The 15,497-nt window shown below is 67.8% G+C and carries 14 protein-coding genes; 10 read left to right on the top strand and 4 right to left on the bottom strand.

Annotated features, from left to right (window positions below):
- Positions 1–10: 10 nt before the first annotated feature.
- The 3 genes from AC3A5N_RS05790 to AC3A5N_RS05800 all read left to right on the top strand — a co-directional run bounded on the left by AC3A5N_RS05790 (position 11) and on the right by AC3A5N_RS05800 (position 2,660).
- On the top strand, positions 11–1,615 hold the full coding sequence (locus AC3A5N_RS05790) for a long-chain fatty acid--CoA ligase (protein ID WP_487736807.1): 1,605 nt from the start codon (positions 11–13) through the stop codon (positions 1,613–1,615).
- A gap of 11 nt (positions 1,616–1,626) precedes the next feature.
- Complete coding sequence (locus AC3A5N_RS05795) at positions 1,627–2,055, top strand: DUF1330 domain-containing protein (protein WP_487736808.1); 429 nt, start codon at positions 1,627–1,629, stop codon at positions 2,053–2,055.
- 98 nt (positions 2,056–2,153) lie between these two features.
- The gene (locus AC3A5N_RS05800; RefSeq protein WP_487736372.1) at positions 2,154–2,660 is read left to right on the top strand and encodes a hypothetical protein; all 507 of its coding nucleotides are present in this window, start codon (positions 2,154–2,156) and stop codon (positions 2,658–2,660) included.
- Here AC3A5N_RS05800 and AC3A5N_RS05805 read toward each other — a convergent pair.
- The 3 genes from AC3A5N_RS05805 to AC3A5N_RS05815 all read right to left on the bottom strand — a co-directional run bounded on the left by AC3A5N_RS05805 (position 2,657) and on the right by AC3A5N_RS05815 (position 6,606).
- Positions 2,657–3,742, bottom strand: a complete 1,086-nt coding sequence (locus AC3A5N_RS05805) for a PA0069 family radical SAM protein (RefSeq protein ID WP_487736373.1) — start codon at positions 3,740–3,742, stop codon at positions 2,657–2,659. The genes AC3A5N_RS05800 and AC3A5N_RS05805 overlap by 4 nt on opposite strands.
- A 334-nt stretch (positions 3,743–4,076) precedes the next feature.
- Positions 4,077–5,855, bottom strand: coding sequence for a lytic transglycosylase domain-containing protein (locus AC3A5N_RS05810; RefSeq protein ID WP_487736374.1), 1,779 nt, complete (start codon positions 5,853–5,855; stop codon positions 4,077–4,079).
- The gene (locus AC3A5N_RS05815) at positions 5,833–6,606 is read right to left on the bottom strand and encodes a uracil-DNA glycosylase family protein (RefSeq protein ID WP_487736375.1); all 774 of its coding nucleotides are present in this window, start codon (positions 6,604–6,606) and stop codon (positions 5,833–5,835) included. The genes AC3A5N_RS05810 and AC3A5N_RS05815 overlap by 23 nt, the downstream gene beginning before the upstream one ends.
- 88 nt (positions 6,607–6,694) lie before the next feature.
- Between AC3A5N_RS05815 and AC3A5N_RS05820 the strand changes: the two genes are divergently transcribed.
- The 7 genes from AC3A5N_RS05820 to AC3A5N_RS05850 all read left to right on the top strand — a co-directional run bounded on the left by AC3A5N_RS05820 (position 6,695) and on the right by AC3A5N_RS05850 (position 14,951).
- Positions 6,695–8,341, top strand: coding sequence for an electron transfer flavoprotein-ubiquinone oxidoreductase (locus tag AC3A5N_RS05820; RefSeq protein ID WP_487736376.1), 1,647 nt, complete (start codon positions 6,695–6,697; stop codon positions 8,339–8,341).
- A gap of 156 nt (positions 8,342–8,497) precedes the next feature.
- Entirely contained in the window at positions 8,498–9,304 is an 807-nt protein-coding gene (locus tag AC3A5N_RS05825; protein WP_487736377.1) for a 4-(cytidine 5'-diphospho)-2-C-methyl-D-erythritol kinase, read from the top strand.
- A complete protein-coding gene (locus AC3A5N_RS05830; protein WP_487736378.1) occupies positions 9,301–10,029 on the top strand; it encodes an N-formylglutamate amidohydrolase in 729 nt (242 codons plus the stop codon). The genes AC3A5N_RS05825 and AC3A5N_RS05830 overlap by 4 nt, the downstream gene beginning before the upstream one ends.
- Positions 10,030–10,161: 132 nt before the next feature.
- Entirely contained in the window at positions 10,162–12,018 is a 1,857-nt protein-coding gene (gene ilvD, locus AC3A5N_RS05835) for a dihydroxy-acid dehydratase (RefSeq protein ID WP_487736809.1), read from the top strand.
- Positions 12,015–12,386, top strand: a complete 372-nt coding sequence (locus tag AC3A5N_RS05840) for a hypothetical protein (RefSeq protein WP_487736379.1) — start codon at positions 12,015–12,017, stop codon at positions 12,384–12,386. Before ilvD ends, AC3A5N_RS05840 begins: the two co-directional genes overlap by 4 nt.
- On the top strand, positions 12,373–13,758 hold the full coding sequence (locus AC3A5N_RS05845) for an NAD(P)H-hydrate dehydratase (protein WP_487736380.1): 1,386 nt from the start codon (positions 12,373–12,375) through the stop codon (positions 13,756–13,758). Before AC3A5N_RS05840 ends, AC3A5N_RS05845 begins: the two co-directional genes overlap by 14 nt.
- Entirely contained in the window at positions 13,755–14,951 is a 1,197-nt protein-coding gene (locus AC3A5N_RS05850; RefSeq protein WP_487736381.1) for a class I SAM-dependent RNA methyltransferase, read from the top strand. The genes AC3A5N_RS05845 and AC3A5N_RS05850 overlap by 4 nt, the downstream gene beginning before the upstream one ends.
- Here the strand turns inward: AC3A5N_RS05850 and AC3A5N_RS05855 are convergent.
- Positions 14,948–15,487, bottom strand: coding sequence for a type 1 glutamine amidotransferase domain-containing protein (locus AC3A5N_RS05855; protein ID WP_487736382.1), 540 nt, complete (start codon positions 15,485–15,487; stop codon positions 14,948–14,950). The two genes, AC3A5N_RS05850 and AC3A5N_RS05855, sit on opposite strands and share 4 nt — an antisense overlap.
- Positions 15,488–15,497: the final 10 nt, after the last annotated feature.

The raw sequence follows: 15,497 nt of genomic DNA on the forward strand, positions 1-15,497 counted from the left end.
AGAAATGCTGATGCTTGGAGCCATGCAGGACTGGGACCTCGTGGTCACCCACCTGATCGACCACGCCGCTCGCGAACACGGCGCGCGCGAGCACGTGACCCACTGGGCCGACGGCACCGAAACGCGCGCCACCTGGGCCAGCGTGCGGAGCGATGCGTTGAAGATGGTGCAGGCCCTGCAGGCGCTCGGCATCGAGAAGGGCGACCGGATCGCGACGCTGGCCATGAACCACTCGCGCCATCTGGTGAGCTGGTACGGCGCGGTAGGGGCCGGCGGGGTGCTCCACACGATCAACCCGCGCCTGTTCGACGATCAGCTCGAATATATCGCCAACCACGCCGAGGATCGGGTGCTGCTCTACGACGCGGCGTTTCAGCCGATCGTCGACAAGATGCGCGAGAAGTGGACCACGATCGAGCACTACATCTGCTACGATCCGCCGGCAGGGTTCTCTGGATTGGCCTTCGAGGACTGGATTGGCGCTCATGACGGTGGAGCGAACTGGGTCGCGGTCGATGAACGCGATCCCTGCATGCTCTGTTACACCAGCGGCACGACCGGGCATCCCAAGGGCGTTCTCTACGAACACCGATCGACCATGCTGCACGCCATGGCGGGAGTTCAGCCGAACAGTTTCGATTTCGATGCGCGCAGCGTGATGCTGCCGGTCGTGCCGATGTTCCATGCGGCGAGCTGGGGCCTGCCCTGGGCGGGCGCGATGACCGGAGTGAAGTTCGTCTATTCGGCCGTCAACGATCCGGCCGTTCTGTGCGAGCTTCTCGAGCGGGAGGGCGTGACCCATTCCGCCGGCGTGCCGACGGTGTGGCTGGCGATGTTCCAGCACTGCGACGCCACCGGCACGCCGCTGCCCAAGCTGCAGCAGGCGATCATCGGCGGCTCGGCCGCGCCGCGCTTCATGATCGAGCGGCTGATGAAGAACGGCAGTCGCGTCGCCCACGCCTGGGGCATGACCGAGACCAGCCCGATCGGCACCGTCGGCGCGCCGACACCCGATTGGGACAGCCTGCCTTTCGAGGAGCAGGTCGACATCGTCACGCGTCAGGGCCGCCCGGTGTTCGGCGTGGAGCTGCGCACGGTCGACCTCGACGACTGGACGAAGGAATTGCCCCGCGACGGCAAGACCGCGGGCGCGCTGCAGATCCGCGGGCCGTGGATCATCAAGCGCTACTTCAAGGCGGAGGAGGACGCGGTAACCGCGGACGGCTGGTTCGACACCGGCGACGTCGGCATCCTCCACCCCGACGGCACGCTGCAACTGACCGACCGGACCAAGGACGTGATCAAGTCGGGCGGGGAGTGGATCAGCTCGGTCGAGCTCGAGAACGCCGCCTGCGGCCATCCGCACGTTGCCGAGGCCGCCGCGATCGGCATGCCGCATTCCAAGTGGGACGAGCGCCCGGTGCTGTTCGTGGTGAAGAAGCAGGGGCAGGACCTGACGGCCGGGGATGTGATCGAGCACCTCGAACCGCTGGTCGCCAGGTGGTGGCTGCCCGACGCGGTCGAATTCGTCGACGAGATCCCGCACACCGCAACCGGCAAGATCAGCAAGAAGGACTTGCGCACGCGGTTCGCGGATTATGTGCTTGAGGAATGACGGAGGAGCGAATGACCGCCTACATCGACCCCAGCCGTGCGAACTTCGACAGCTTCAAGGCTCTCCCGCGCGACGAGCCGATCCACATGCTCAACCTGCTGCTCTACCGCGACGAGGCTGAATATCCGGACGGTCACGAACACGTCGGCAAAGGCTGGACCGGCCGCCGCGCCTATGAAGAATACGGCGCAACCTCCGGTCCCATCTTCCGACGCGTGGGCGGCACGATCGTCTGGCGCGGCGCCTTCCAGGCGATGGTGACCGGTCCGGAGGATCGCCGCTGGCACGATGGCTTCGTCGCGCAATACCCGAACAGCGCAGCGTTTTTCGAGATGATCAAGGACCCGGATTACCAGCAGGCTGTCGTCAATCGCACTGCTGCGCTGGCAGACAGCCGCCTCGTGCGCTTCAAGCCGGGCGAGGGTGGGGAGGGGTTCTGACGGCGCCTTTCGGTAGCGTCCGGGAGCGGTGTGGATTATTATTCGCTCCACAAAGGTGACGCGCGATGAATTCCGATGTGCGAATGTCCACCGCGAACGTGACCCGCATCGCCGCGTGGTCGGCCGCTGGCCTTGTCCTTTGCGCGCCGCTTGTCGCAATGCAGTTCACCAGCGAGGTGGACTGGACGGCTTTCGACTTCATCGTTGCGGCAATCATGCTGGGCACGATCGGACTGATCGCGGAAACCCTGTTTCGCCAATCGGCCAAGCTCGCATACCGCGTTGGAGCAGGTTTCGCGCTCGGTGCCGTACTCTTCACCGTCTGGGCGAACCTGGCTGTTGGGATCGCAGGGAACGAGGCCGATCCGTTCAACCTTCTGTACTTCGGACTGCTTGCGCTCGTTGTCGTTGCGGCGGTGCTGGTGCGGTTCCGAGCATCGGGCCTGACGCTCACCTCCATCGGCGCAGCAGGGGGTCTCGCTCTTTTGGGGGCGGTAGCCGCGTCGCGCGGTTATGCGATCTGGCCGCAGACAATCGTGCTCATGCTCCCCTGGATCGCCGCAGCCGTATTCTTCCGTCACGCGGAGCCGTCACACACCGCTTAGAGTAGCCGCATCTGCCCGCCGATCTCCGGCGGCCTGAACTGCGAGCAATCGAGCTCGAACCGTTCCTTTCCGATTCCCGCGCGTTTGCAGGCGATGCGGAAGCGGGCGCGGAAGAGGTCGGCCCACACGCCGCTCGGCTTCATACGGGTGAAGAAGTCCGGATCGTTGTCGCGCCCGCCTCGGATCGAGCGGACGATCGACATGACCTTGTCGCCGCGCTCGGGGAAATGGACCGAGAGCCATTCGCGGAACAGCGGAGCGACCTCGTGCGGCAGGCGTAGCGGTATCCAGCCGGCCGAGCGCACGCCGAGCGCGGCCGCGCGCGCGACGATCTCCTCCATGAATTCGTCGGTGATCGCGGGGATGATCGGCGCGATCGAGCAATGCGCCGGTACGCCCGCCTCGACCAATTTTCCCAGTGCCGCGAGGCGCTTCGCCGGCGCGGCGGCACGCGGTTCGAGCTTGCCCGACAGCTTGGGATCGAATGTGGTGATCGAGATCGCCACCGCCACCAATCGCCGCTCGGCCATTGCAGCGAGAAGATCGAGATCGTCGAGCACACGGTCGGACTTGGTGGTGATCGTGACCGGATGGCGCGCATCAAGACACACCTCCAGGATCTGGCGGGTAATGCGGTAACGCCGCTCGATCGGCTGGTAGGGATCGGTGTTGGTGCCCATCGCGATCGGGCGAGGGCGGTACTTCGGCTTCGCCAGCGTCTCGCGCAGCAGTTGCGCGGCGTCGGGCTTGGCAAAGAGCTTGGTCTCGAAATCTAGGCCCGGCGAAAGGTCGTGATAGGCATGCGTCGGCCGCGCGAAGCAATAGACGCAACCGTGCTCGCAGCCGCGATAGGCGTTGATGGAGCGATCGAACGCGATGTCGGGCGAGCGGTTGAAGGAAAGGATTGTCTTCGGCCGCTCCTCGGTGACCGTCGTGCGCAGCTTCACCGGTGGGCCGTCGAGCGCCTCCATGTGGTCGCGCCAGTCGCCATCTGCCTCGCGTGCCGCCAGCCCGAATCGCGTCGGCACCGCGCCCGACTGGGCGCCACGGCCGTGGACTTCTGGGTCGAGGCGGCGTTCCATTTTGTAGAACATATAAGGAACATTGCCGCAGCGCCAGTTTGTTTTTCATGCAAAGGCGCGAAGAGGCTGTCGTCTCACCTCTCCCCGGGCCCAATGGTTCACACGAAGACACGAAGATGGCGCGCCTGCGGCGAAGCCGAGCTCCGATTCTTGCAGACGAGCTTGGTGCGACGGCGCGGTGAGAGTGCGCCACCGCGTGCCGCGCTACATCTTCGTGTCTTCGTGTGAACAACGCTCGGACGCCCGACGCCATATCCGAGGCCGAACCTCTTCGCGCCTTTGCGCCTTTGCGTGAAAAATTACGCCACTCGCTGGCGCGGACGTGAAGAGGCGGTCACTCCCGCGCTGTCACGCGCACTCCGCCGCCGCCAGAGAGTTCGGGGAAGGTCGGCCACAGTCCCTGCGCGAGCGCGGTCCGGCTCTCCGACGCACCGCCCGCCTGGCGCTCGTACATCCAGTAGTTGCGCATGACGATCGAGACGTAGCCGCGCGTCTCCCAATACGGGATGCTCTCCATGTAGAGCAGCGGATCGCCGAGATCGCGCACTTCGGTGTTCCAGCGGCCGATCGGCGTGAGGCCTGCATTGTAGGCGGCCATGACCTTCGGCAGCAGCCCGCCCGTCGCCGGCGCGTCGCGGAGCATCCGGAGATGCGCTTGCCCGAAGGCGAGGTTGATCTCCGGCCGCGCGAGATCGCTGGGCGAGCCGGCAACGCCGAGCCTGCCCGAATGGTCTATCGCCGCAGCGGGCATGATCTGCATCAGGCCGCGTGCACCCGCCGGGCTGACGGCATCGGCGCGGAAAACCGATTCCTGCAGCGTGTGCGCGTAGGCGAGCGCGGGGTCCACCTTCCATCCGTTGACCGGCGCCCATCGCGGTGCGGGATAGCGCAGTGCCGGCTCGGCCGCCGCGCCGCGCGGGGCATTGTGGGCCATCCAGAGCTGGGTGGAGGGCAGCCCCATGTCGCGCGCGAGGCGTGAGAGCTCGTCGTAATTCTCGGGATTGCCGATCCGTGCCTCGTGCCGCAGGACCTCGTCCGCCAGATCGTCGCGCCCGATTTCCGCAAGCGCGATGGCGATCCGCACGTTCTCATTCTCGCGCAGCTTCTGCCAGTCCTCCATCGCGAAGTCGGCGCCGGCGTGCGTCTGGGGCAAAGCCTGGCCGAGCTGCTCGCGGGCGAGCATGCCATAGAGCGTCTCGTCGAACCGCGCTGCACCGCGCAACTGCTCGTCCGCCCCTTCCGGGTTACGGCAGCGGACCAGTGCGCGGCTTGCCCAATAGAAGGCAGCCGCGGTGAGTTCGTTGTTGGTCGATCCGCTGGCGGCCCGCCGGAAGGCATCCGCCGCCATGTCGCAATCGCCCATGCGCCAGGCAGCGAGCCCGGCGACCCAGTCGCCTTCCGCCACCCACGCGCCGGACCCCTGCCGCGCCGTCAAGGCCAGCGCCAGCGCGGCGGGATCGTTGTTCTCGATGTAGTAGCTCCACGCGACGCGCTGGCGCCATTCGGCGCGCGCGGGCGGGCTGAGCAGGGCATCGACGCCATCGAGCAGCAGACGTGCGCCGCCGGGGTCGTCGTTGGTGATCCGCTCCAGGATCGCCGCGCGCACGTCGCTCGGCATCGTGCCGTCGCCGACAGTGGCGGGGCGCACTCGCTTGGAAGCGTAGGGCTGCCGCACGAAACTCCGCTCTTGCGGCAAGTACGGAGCCGACATGAGCCCGCGGGTCAGGCCGAGATTGCCCATCTGCTCGGCCTGCGGCAAGCGGCTGCCCGAGGCAAACCAAGCCTGGATGGCCGGAAGTTCGACCCGGGGGCTGTTGGCGGCGAGATAATATTCGGCGCGCGCGACCTGGTGCAGCGGCCCGTCGCCGCGTTCGGCGAACATGGCCTGGACCCGCGCCCAATCCTCGCGGTCGATCGCCTGGAAGAGCTGCGAATAGTATTCGCCGTCGGGCCGGCTCAGCAGTTGCGGGACATTGCTGTTGAGAGCGCGGGAGCGGAAATATTCCGCGCTGCTGTTCGCTGCGGCCGGTGCCGCCACGATCGCGGACGCGAGAACAGCGGCAACCGCTGCCGCCAGCTTCCAACCCCGCTTAATCCGTCCGTCCGTCGCCATACGTCCAATCGAGCCAGCATCGCCAGAACCGCTCGCGCCGCTTCGCTGAACGGAGCATATCCGCGAGCCCTCCGGCCCCCATGGCAGGAATGCTTCGCCCTTCATGGTTAAATTCCGGTAAAATTGCAGGACGTTGCGCCATGTCGTGTCCCAACAGCGGTGGGATGTTGCGCCCGAGGAAGAGGATACGCCGGGGTTCGGCCAGGCCCATCTGGTGGGCGAGCAATTCGCCGAACCCGGCGGAACGGATCGCGCTCCAGTCAGGGGCAGGGTCGTGGCGCGGCAGAAGGGACGCGAGATAGACTGCATCGGCGGCAATGCCCGCTGCGCGCAGGAACCCCTGCAGGAGCGCGCCCTCCGGCCCTGACAGGAGCCGTTCGCCGTCGCTGTCTTCCGGCTGGTTGACGACGATCATCAGCGCCGCCCGGGCCGGCCCCACGGGCGCCACACGAGGAAAGGCGCCGCCGTGGTCGAGCGTGTCGGCGGTGAGCCACCATTGACGAAATGCCGCGAGATCCTTCGGCCAGGCGGAGCGGTCAGCGTCGATTTTCGGCGGCGCTTCCGCCTGCGGTGCCAGCGGCGCGGGAGCCGCCGCCACTGGTATGGGAGCCGGCTCGGCCGCTTCGTCCTCCGGCGGAGCCAGCCAATCCGTAGCGTCCTCGGCGAAATCGCAATCGACGCCGGCCTCGCGCCACCAGTCGAAGGCGGCGGCCAGCTGGTCGGGAAGGGGCGGGGGCGGGCGTTCGGCCATCTCGGCTGCGGTCTTGACCTGCCCCGCCGCAGCAATCAAGGCATGATCCAAGCCTCGTCAACGCAATATTCGAAGGACCGAACCGGAAATGAGCGAACGCGAATCGATGCCGTGCGACGTCGTGATCGTCGGCGGGGGCCCTGCCGGCCTCGCCGCGGCGATCCGTCTCAAGCAGATCAACGATGCGCTCGAAGTCGTCGTTCTCGAAAAGGGATCGGAGATCGGCGCACACATCCTCTCGGGCGCAGTGGTCGATCCGATCGCGCTCGACGAACTGCTCCCCGAATGGCGCGAGCAGAACTGCCCGATGGCGGAAACGCCGGTGACCGACAACTGGCACTGGATCCTGGGCAAGTCGGGCAAGTGGTCCATGCCGCACCTGCTGATGCCGCCGTTCCTGTCGAACGATGGTTGCTACACGGGGTCTCTCGGCAATCTGACCCGCTGGCTCAGCGAGCAGGCTGAGGCGCTGGGCGTGATGGTCTTCCCGGGCTTCCCGGCCGCCGACGTGCTGTTCGACGAGAGCGGCGCGGTTGCCGGTGTGGTGACGCAGGACATGGGCGTCGCCGCCGACGGCAGTCACAAGCCCGACTACCAGCCGGGCATGGAGATCCACGCCAAGTACACCCTCTTCGCCGAGGGCGCGCGGGGCAACCTGACCAAGCGGATGAAGGCGAAGTTCGACCTGGAGGCGGATTGTCAGCCGCAGGTCTATGGGCTCGGCGTCAAGGAGTTGTGGGACATCGATCCCGAGAAGCACGTCCCCGGTCGCGTGATCCACACACAGGGCTGGCCGCTTTCGGAAAGCGACACCTGGGGCGGCGGTTTCCTCTACCATCAGGCGAACGGACAGGTCGCGATCGGCTTCGTCACCGCGCTCGACTACGAGAACCCCTACGTCTCGCCGTTTCACGAATTTCAGCGCTGGAAGCACCACCCGGCGATCCGTGAGTACCTCGAAGGCGGCAAACGCGTCGCCTACGGCGCGCGCGCGATCAACGAGGGTGGTTGGCAGTCTGTGCCGAAGCTGGCGTTCCCCGGCGGCACGCTGATCGGCTGCGCTGCGGGTTTCGTCAACGTGCCGCGGATCAAGGGCAGTCACACCGCGATGAAGAGCGGCATGCTGGCCGCGGAAGCAGTCGCCGCTGCGATCTCGGACGGAAGCGAAAAGACCGAGCTGTCGGATTACGACGCCGCCGTCCGTTCGAGCTGGATCGCGGACGAGCTCAAGAAGGTGAAGAATGCGCAGCCCGCCGTCGCCAAGTTCGGCGGCGACATCGGCACGGCTCTCGCCGGAATCGACATGTGGATGCGCACGCTCGGCATCGGCCTGCCGATCACGATGAAGCACACGCCCGATTACACGCACACGCACCGGGCCGACCTTCACCGGCCGATCGACTATCCCAAGCCCGACGGCGTGATCAGTTTCGACCGGCTCACCTCGGTCTCCTATTCCTACACCAACCATGCCGAGGACCAGCCCTGCCACCTCAAGGTCAAGAACATGGCCTTGCAGGAGGCGAGCGAGCTCGGGGTCTTTGCCGGCCCTTCCGCCCGCTATTGCCCGGCCGGCGTTTACGAATGGGTCGATGTCGAGGAAGGCGATCCCAAGTTCGTCATCAACTCGCAGAACTGCGTCCACTGCAAGACCTGCGACATCAAGGACCCGAACCAGAACATCGAATGGGTGACGCCCGAGGGCGGCGGCGGTCCGAACTATCCGAATATGTGAGGAATTGCAGGCGGTGTGCGGATCTTTCTCTCTCCCCTTCAGGGGAGAGATACGCAGGCTTGGCGCGAAGCGCCTAGCCGGAGTTGAGAGGGGGGCATTTGGCGTGCGCGACATCCCCCTCTCCCAACCCTCTCCCCTGAAGGGGAGAGGGCTCTGATGCGCGAAACCGCCTACGCCAAGATCAACCTCGCGCTGCACGTCCGCCGGCGGCGCGCGGACGGCTATCACGAGCTCGAGACGGCCTTCGCCTTCGTTGACGCGGGCGACGAACTGACCGCGCGCGCTGCGGCGCAGGACAGTCTGACGGTGACCGGCGAATTCGCCGGAGCGCTCGACGATCCGTTCGGCAACATCGCCGCCGGGGCGCTCGGCAAGCTGCCGCGCGCCGACGGACTGGCGGTGACGCTGGACAAGCGCCTGCCGGTCGCCGCCGGGCTCGGAGGTGGCTCCGCCGACGCCGGCGCGGTGTTCCGCATGATCCGCGAGCGCTACGGCTTGCCCGACGACTGGCAAGAGCGCGCCGCCCGTCTCGGAGCGGATGTTCCGGCCTGCGTCGAGAGCGAGGCCTGCATCGGGCGCGGCACCGGGACGGAGCTCGCGCCGCTGGAGAACGACCTCGCGGGAACGCCCGTGCTGCTGGTGAACCCGCGCGTGCCGCTTGCGACGGCGGCCGTGTTTGCGGCCTGGGATGCAAAGGACCTGGGTCCGCTGCCCGATGGCCCCGCGTCGCAGGCCATGCGCGAGGGGCGCAACGATCTCGAAGCGCCTGCCATCGCACAATGCCCGCAGATCGCGGATGTTCTCGCCGCCCTGCATGGATCGGGTTCCTTCGCGAGCCGCATGTCGGGTTCCGGCGCGACGTGCTTCGCCCTCTTCGAGAACGGCGATGCTCTGGCCGATGCGGCGGCTCGGCTCGCCTCGGACCATCCCGACTGGTGGCAAATGCAAGGAAAGCTGAGATGACCGGCTATTCGCCCTTTCGGCACGTTGGCGAGGTCGCGCCGGGCGGGATCGTGTGCGTCGCGGACCACGCGTCCAGCTTCGTGCCCGACGACATTCCGCTCGGCATCGCACCCGATCTGCTGGGCAAGCACATCGCGGTCGACATCGGTGTGGAGGGCGTCGCGGAGCAGATGGCGCTGGGCCACGGCATTCCGGCGCATATTGCCTGCATCAGCCGCCTCGTCTGCGATCTGCATCGGGAAGAGGATTCGCCCGCCGTCGTTCCGACCGCCAGCGACGGGTACGTGATCCCGGGCAACGTCGACGCCGATCTTGAGGAGCGGCTGGCGCGGTTCCACAGGCCTTATCATGCGGCACTCGAAGAATGGCTCGACGCTGCGCGGCCCGAGCTGATCGTGGCGCTCCACAGCTTCACGCCGCGGCTCGAGAGCGGGGGTGAGGAGCGTCCGTGGGAGGTGGCACTGCTCTATAACCAGGACGATCGGGCCGCGCGGCACGCCATCCGCCTGTTCGCCGAGGAAGGGCTGACCGTCGGCGACAATCAGCCCTATTCGGGCAAGCAGCTCAACGCGACGATGAACCGTCATGCGGAGGCGCATGGCCGGCCGTACCTCACGATCGAGGTCCGTCAGGACATGGTCGAACGCGAGGTCGACCAGGTGCGCTGGGCCGGGCTCGTGGCGGATATTGCCCGCCGGACGGTGCTTGCCCTGAAGGGCACCTAGCGGCACCCAGGAGCACCTAGGGGAACCGAAGGGCGCAGAGCTGTTGCCGGCAAAAGAATTTCCCTTTCGACCGCTGCGCGCGATGCTTTAGGGGTGGCCGGAACCCCAATCCCGCAACATCTGGAATTCGTCATGCCCGCCTACCGCTCCCGCACTTCGACCCACGGCCGTAACATGGCCGGCGCGCGCGGGCTGTGGCGCGCGACGGGCATGAAGGATGACGATTTCGGCAAGCCGATCGTCGCCGTCGTCAACTCCTTCACCCAGTTCGTGCCTGGTCACGTCCACCTCAAGGATCTGGGCCAGATGGTCGCGCGCGAGATCGAGGGGGCGGGCGGCGTGGCGAAGGAATTCAACACGATCGCTGTCGACGACGGGATCGCGATGGGCCACGACGGCATGCTCTATTCGCTGCCGAGCCGCGACCTGATCGCCGACAGCGTCGAGTACATGGTCAACGCCCACTGTGCCGATGCGATGGTGTGCATTTCCAACTGCGACAAGATCACGCCGGGCATGTTGATGGCGGCGCTGCGGATCAATATTCCGGTCGTGTTCGTCTCGGGCGGGCCGATGGAGGCGGGCAAGGTCGTGCTGAAGGGCAAGGAAGTCGCGCTCGACCTGGTCGATGCGATGGTGGCCGCCGCCGACGAGAGCTACACCGACGAGGAAGTGGCCGCGATCGAACGTTCGGCGTGCCCCACCTGCGGCTCGTGCTCGGGCATGTTCACGGCCAATTCGATGAACTGCCTGACCGAAGCGCTCGGCCTCTCGCTGCCGGGCAACGGGTCGACGCTGGCGACCCACGCCGACCGCAAGCAGCTCTTCCTGCGCGCCGGGCGGCTGGTGGTGGAGCTGTGCCGCCGCTGGTACGAGGAGGACGACGCCAGCGTCCTGCCGCGCACCATCGCGAACATTTCGGCGTTCGAAAACGCGATGAGCCTCGACATCGCGATGGGCGGATCGACCAACACCGTGCTCCACCTGCTCGCCGCCGCGCACGAGGCGGGGGTGGACTTCACGATGGCCGATATCGACCGGCTGAGCCGCCACGTGCCCTGCCTCTGCAAGGTCGCGCCGACCAAGGCGGACGTTCACATGGAGGACATTCACCGCGCCGGCGGGATCATGGCGATCCTGGGCGAGCTGGACCGCGCGGAACTGCTTAACACCGCCGTGCCCACCGTCCACAGTCCGACTCTGGCCGACGCGCTGGACTCCTGGGACATTGCGCGCACCAACAGTCCCGCGGTGCAGGAATTCTTCCGCGCCGCGCCCGGCGGCGTGCCGACGCAGACCGCTTTCAGCCAGAACCGCCGCTGGGACGCGCTCGATCTCGACCGGCGCGATGGCGTGATCCACTCGGCGGAGCACGCCTTCAGCACGGACGGCGGCCTCGCGGTTCTCTACGGCAATATCGCCGAGGACGGCTGCATCGTTAAGACCGCTGGCGTGGACGAGAGCATCCTCAAGTTCTCCGGCTCCGCGAAAGTCTATGAGAGCCAGGACGCGGCGGTCTCCGGGATCCTGATGGACCAGGTGGGCGAAGGCGACGTCGTCGTGATCCGCTACGAAGGGCCGCGCGGGGGGCCGGGGATGCAGGAAATGCTCTATCCCACGAGCTATCTCAAATCGAAGGGCCTCGGGAAAGCCTGCGCACTTCTGACCGACGGGCGTTTCTCCGGCGGCACCTCGGGGCTCTCGATCGGCCACGTCTCGCCCGAAGCGGCGGAGGGCGGGGCCATCGGCCTGGTTCGGGACGGCGACAGGATCGCCATCGACATTCCCGGGCGGACGATCCATCTGGACTTGTCCGACGAAGAGCTCGCGCGCCGGCGCGCGGAGATGGACGCGAAGGGGGATGCGGCATGGCAACCGGTGGAGAAGCGCAAGCGGCAGGTCTCGACTGCGCTCAAGGCCTATGCCGCGATGACCACCAGCGCCGCGCGCGGCGCGGTGCGCGACGTTTCCCAACTGGCGCGCAAGTGAGGCACGTCTCCACCGCCGTCGCAGGGGCACTGGCGCTCGCCGCCTGCTCCGGCGATGCGGCGGTGCAGGCGCAGGCCGAGGAAGGCGCGCAGCGGATCGAATGCGCGATCGGGCCGGGCGCCGAATTCGGGGTCGACTGCCTGGTGGAGCGCGGCGAAGCGGACGGTGTGACCGTCCTTACCGTCCGCCACCCCGACGGCGGCTTTCGCCGCTTCGAGCAAATGACAGGCGGACGCGGGCTCTCGGCTTTCGACGGAGCCGATCCGGTGGAACAGGAACTGACGGGCGAGCTGCTGGAAGTCAGCGTGGCGGGCGACCGCTACCGCTTCCCCGCGCGCCCGCAGCAAGGCGGCGATGCCGGCGAATGATCCGGTCCTCACGGTCGCCGAAATGCAGGCGGCCGAGCAGGCGCTGATCGATGGCGGAACCAGCGTCGAGACGCTGATGCAGCGCGCCGGGTGCGGCGCGGCGGAGTGGGTCTGGCGGCTCGCCGCCGGGCGGCCGGTGACGGTGCTCTGCGGCCCCGGCAACAATGGCGGCGACGGCTACGTGATCGCCGAAGTGTTGCGGCAACGTGGGCTGGACGTGCTCGTGGTCGCATCGGTCGAACCCAGGACCGAGGCGGCGAGAAACGCGCGGGCGCTCTATCGCGGCGCGGTCGCGGCGGGCGAAGGACGGCGCGGCGCAGTGCTCGTCGATTGTCTGTTCGGCAGCGGGCTGACGCGGCCGCTGTCGGACGAACTGCTTGCCTTGCTGGGCAGCCTCGCGGCGAGCCACGGCCAGATGATCGCGGTCGATCTGCCGAGCGGCGTCGAGAGCGACAGCGGGGCGCTGCTCAACCGGGGCCTGCCGCGCTACGACCTGACGCTCGCGCTCGGCGCGTGGAAGTTCGCGCACTGGACGATGCCCTCCTCTGCCGCGATGGGCGCGCCGCGGCTGATCGACATCGGCATCGGCGAGACGGGGGCGGCGGCTTCGCTGTCGGCGCGGCCGCGCTTCGAACCGCCCGCGCCCGATGCGCACAAGTACCGCCGCGGCCTGCTCGCAGTGGTCGGCGGAGCGATGCCCGGCGCCGCGCTACTCGCGGCGCAGGCGGCGATGCACGCAGGGGCGGGCAACGTGAGGCTGCTCGCCGACCATTCGCATCCGGCCACGCCCGCGGCGCTGGTGGTCAGCGACGCGCGCCTCGACGAGGCGCTCGCCGACGAGCGGATCGGCGCCGTGCTCGTCGGGCCGGGCCTGGGGCGCGACGATGCGGCGAAAGCCCGGCTCGCAGCCGCGCTAGCGCGTGGCGGACCGCTGGTTCTCGATGCCGAAGCGCTGGGGCTGCTCGAGCGCCGAGTCTTTACCGGCGAGACGCTGGCGACGCCGCACGAGGGCGAGCTCGCGAACTTGTGCCAGACCTACGGGATTTCCGCCCAGGGAAAGCGCGCCAAGGCCCGGGCGCTGGCCGAGGCGAGCGGGCTGACGGTGCTCGCCAAAGGGCCCGACACCGTGCTCTGTGCGCCCGACGGACGAGTGCGTCTGTTCGCCCCGGGCCCGAGCTGGCTTTCGGCAGCGGGTACCGGCGACGTGCTCGCGGGAATCGCTGCGAGCCGCATGGCCACGGGGCTCTCGGCGTTCGAAGCCGCGGACCAGGCCGTCTGGCTCCAGCACGAGGCCGCGCGGATCGCCGGCGCGGCGTTCATCGCGGACGAACTGGCGCACGCCGTCAAACCCGCCTACGCGCGCTTCCTGTGAGCGAAGCATCCGAGATCGTCCGCATCGCCGCCAAGGGCGATGGTGTCACCGCCGATGGGCGGCACGCGCCCTATGCCGCGCCCGGCGACGTGCTCCTGCCCGACGGATCGCTAGCGCCCGGCCCGCACCATGCGGTTCCGCCCTGCCGCCATTTCGGCACTTGCGGCGGATGCCAGCTCCAGCATTGCGACGAGCCATCGATCGCACGCTATGTCAGCGAGCGGGTGGCCTTCGCCGCGCAGTCGCAGGGTGTGGCGATCGGCGAACTGTTCGCGCCCCATCTTTCGCCGCCGCGCAGCCGCCGCCGGTGCACGCTGCACGCGCTCTCCGCCGGGGGAAAGCCGGTGATCGGCTTCCGCGAGGCGGGCTCGCACCGCGTAGTCGACATGCGCGAGTGCCATATCCTGCGGCCGGAGCTGTTCGCGCTCGTGCCCGCGCTTCGTGCCCTGCTTGGGCGCCGCAAGGGGCGCTTCGCAGTCGATATCGAGCTGGCCCTGACCGACCAGGGCGTGGACTGCGCGCTGGCCAACCTGCCCGTCGAGGGCCTTGAGGAAACCGAGGCGCTGCTCGCTTTCGCGCAGGAGAACCGGCTCGCGCGGCTCACGCTCGATCAGGGCTATGGTCCCGAGCCGGTGTGGGAGCCCGAACCGGTGACGGTGTCGCTCTCGGGTATTCCGGTCGGCTTCCCCAGCGGCAGCTTTCTCCAGGCCACCGCTGACGGCGAAGCGGCGCTTGCCCGTGCCGTGCGCGAATGGCTCGCCGGTGCCGGCGTGGTCGCCGACCTGTTCGCGGGCCTCGGCACGTTCTCGTTCCCGCTGGCCGAAACCGCGAAAGTGCTGGCGATCGAGGCCGCGCGCGACGCCCATCTCGCGTGCAAGTCGGCCGCGGGTAGATCGGGAAGGGCGGTCCATGCCATGCACCGCGACCTGTTCCGCAATCCCCTCCAGCCCGAAGAACTCGGCCGCTTCGATGCCATCCTGCTCGACCCGCCGCGCGCCGGCGCGCGAGAGCAGGTCTCGCGCCTCGCCGAAAGCACCGTGCCGCGGATCGCTTACGTAAGCTGCAACCCGTCGAGCTGGGCCCGCGATGCGGCGCGGCTCGTGGAAGTCGGCTACCGGCTGGAGCGCGTTCGCCCGGTGGGCCAGTTCGTCTGGTCGACCCACGTCGAGCTGGTCAGCCTCTTCGCGCGCTAGGCGGCGTCCCGCTGATCGGACCGCAGGCGCTCGATCAATGCCTCGGAGAAGGCGGGAATGTCGTCGGGGCAGCGGCTCGTGATGAGATTGCCGTCCGTCATCACCTCACGGTCGACCACCTCTGCGCCTGCATTCCTGAGGTCGGTCCGGATCGACGGCCAGCTCGTCACCGTTCTGCCTTCGAGGATCCCGGCCTCGGCGAGAAGCCATGGCGCGTGGCAGATCGCGGCGATCGGCTTGCCCGCGGTGTCGAACTCGCGCACGATCGCAACCGCCTTCTCGTTCATTCGCAGGATGTCCGGGTTGATCTGCCCGCCGGGGAGTAGCAGTGCGTCGTAGTCGCCGACGCCGACTTCCCCGACGGTGAGGTCGACCTTGATGCTTTCGCCCCAGTCCTTCTCCTTCCAGCCGCGGATCTCACCGTCTTCGAGGCTGGCGATGACCGTTTCGATTCCGGCCTTCTGTAGGTTCTCGCGCGGATCCATCAGCTCGGACTGTTCGAAGCCGTCGGTTGCGAGGATGAGAACGCGTTTCATGGTGATCTCC

Source organism: Pelagerythrobacter sp. Soil_C_18 (genome assembly GCF_057657235.1).

What these genes read in the sequence shown, in the direction of transcription:
- AC3A5N_RS05845 (WP_487736380.1), top strand. Translation starts at nt 12,373, where the DNA reads ATGCCGGCGAATGATCCGGTCCTCACGGTCGCCGAAATGCAGGCGGCC.
- AC3A5N_RS05825 (WP_487736377.1), top strand. Translation starts at nt 8,498, where the DNA reads ATGCGCGAAACCGCCTACGCCAAGATCAACCTCGCGCTGCACGTCCGC.
- AC3A5N_RS05820 (WP_487736376.1), top strand. Translation starts at nt 6,695, where the DNA reads ATGAGCGAACGCGAATCGATGCCGTGCGACGTCGTGATCGTCGGCGGG.
- AC3A5N_RS05810 (WP_487736374.1), bottom strand. Translation starts at nt 5,855, where the DNA reads ATGGCGACGGACGGACGGATTAAGCGGGGTTGGAAGCTGGCGGCAGCG.
- AC3A5N_RS05790 (WP_487736807.1), top strand. Translation starts at nt 11, where the DNA reads ATGCTTGGAGCCATGCAGGACTGGGACCTCGTGGTCACCCACCTGATC.
- ilvD (WP_487736809.1), top strand. Translation starts at nt 10,162, where the DNA reads ATGCCCGCCTACCGCTCCCGCACTTCGACCCACGGCCGTAACATGGCC.
- AC3A5N_RS05830 (WP_487736378.1), top strand. Translation starts at nt 9,301, where the DNA reads ATGACCGGCTATTCGCCCTTTCGGCACGTTGGCGAGGTCGCGCCGGGC.
- AC3A5N_RS05795 (WP_487736808.1), top strand. Translation starts at nt 1,627, where the DNA reads ATGACCGCCTACATCGACCCCAGCCGTGCGAACTTCGACAGCTTCAAG.
- AC3A5N_RS05815 (WP_487736375.1), bottom strand. Translation starts at nt 6,606, where the DNA reads ATGGCCGAACGCCCGCCCCCGCCCCTTCCCGACCAGCTGGCCGCCGCC.
- AC3A5N_RS05805 (WP_487736373.1), bottom strand. Translation starts at nt 3,742, where the DNA reads ATGGAACGCCGCCTCGACCCAGAAGTCCACGGCCGTGGCGCCCAGTCG.
- AC3A5N_RS05855 (WP_487736382.1), bottom strand. Translation starts at nt 15,487, where the DNA reads ATGAAACGCGTTCTCATCCTCGCAACCGACGGCTTCGAACAGTCCGAG.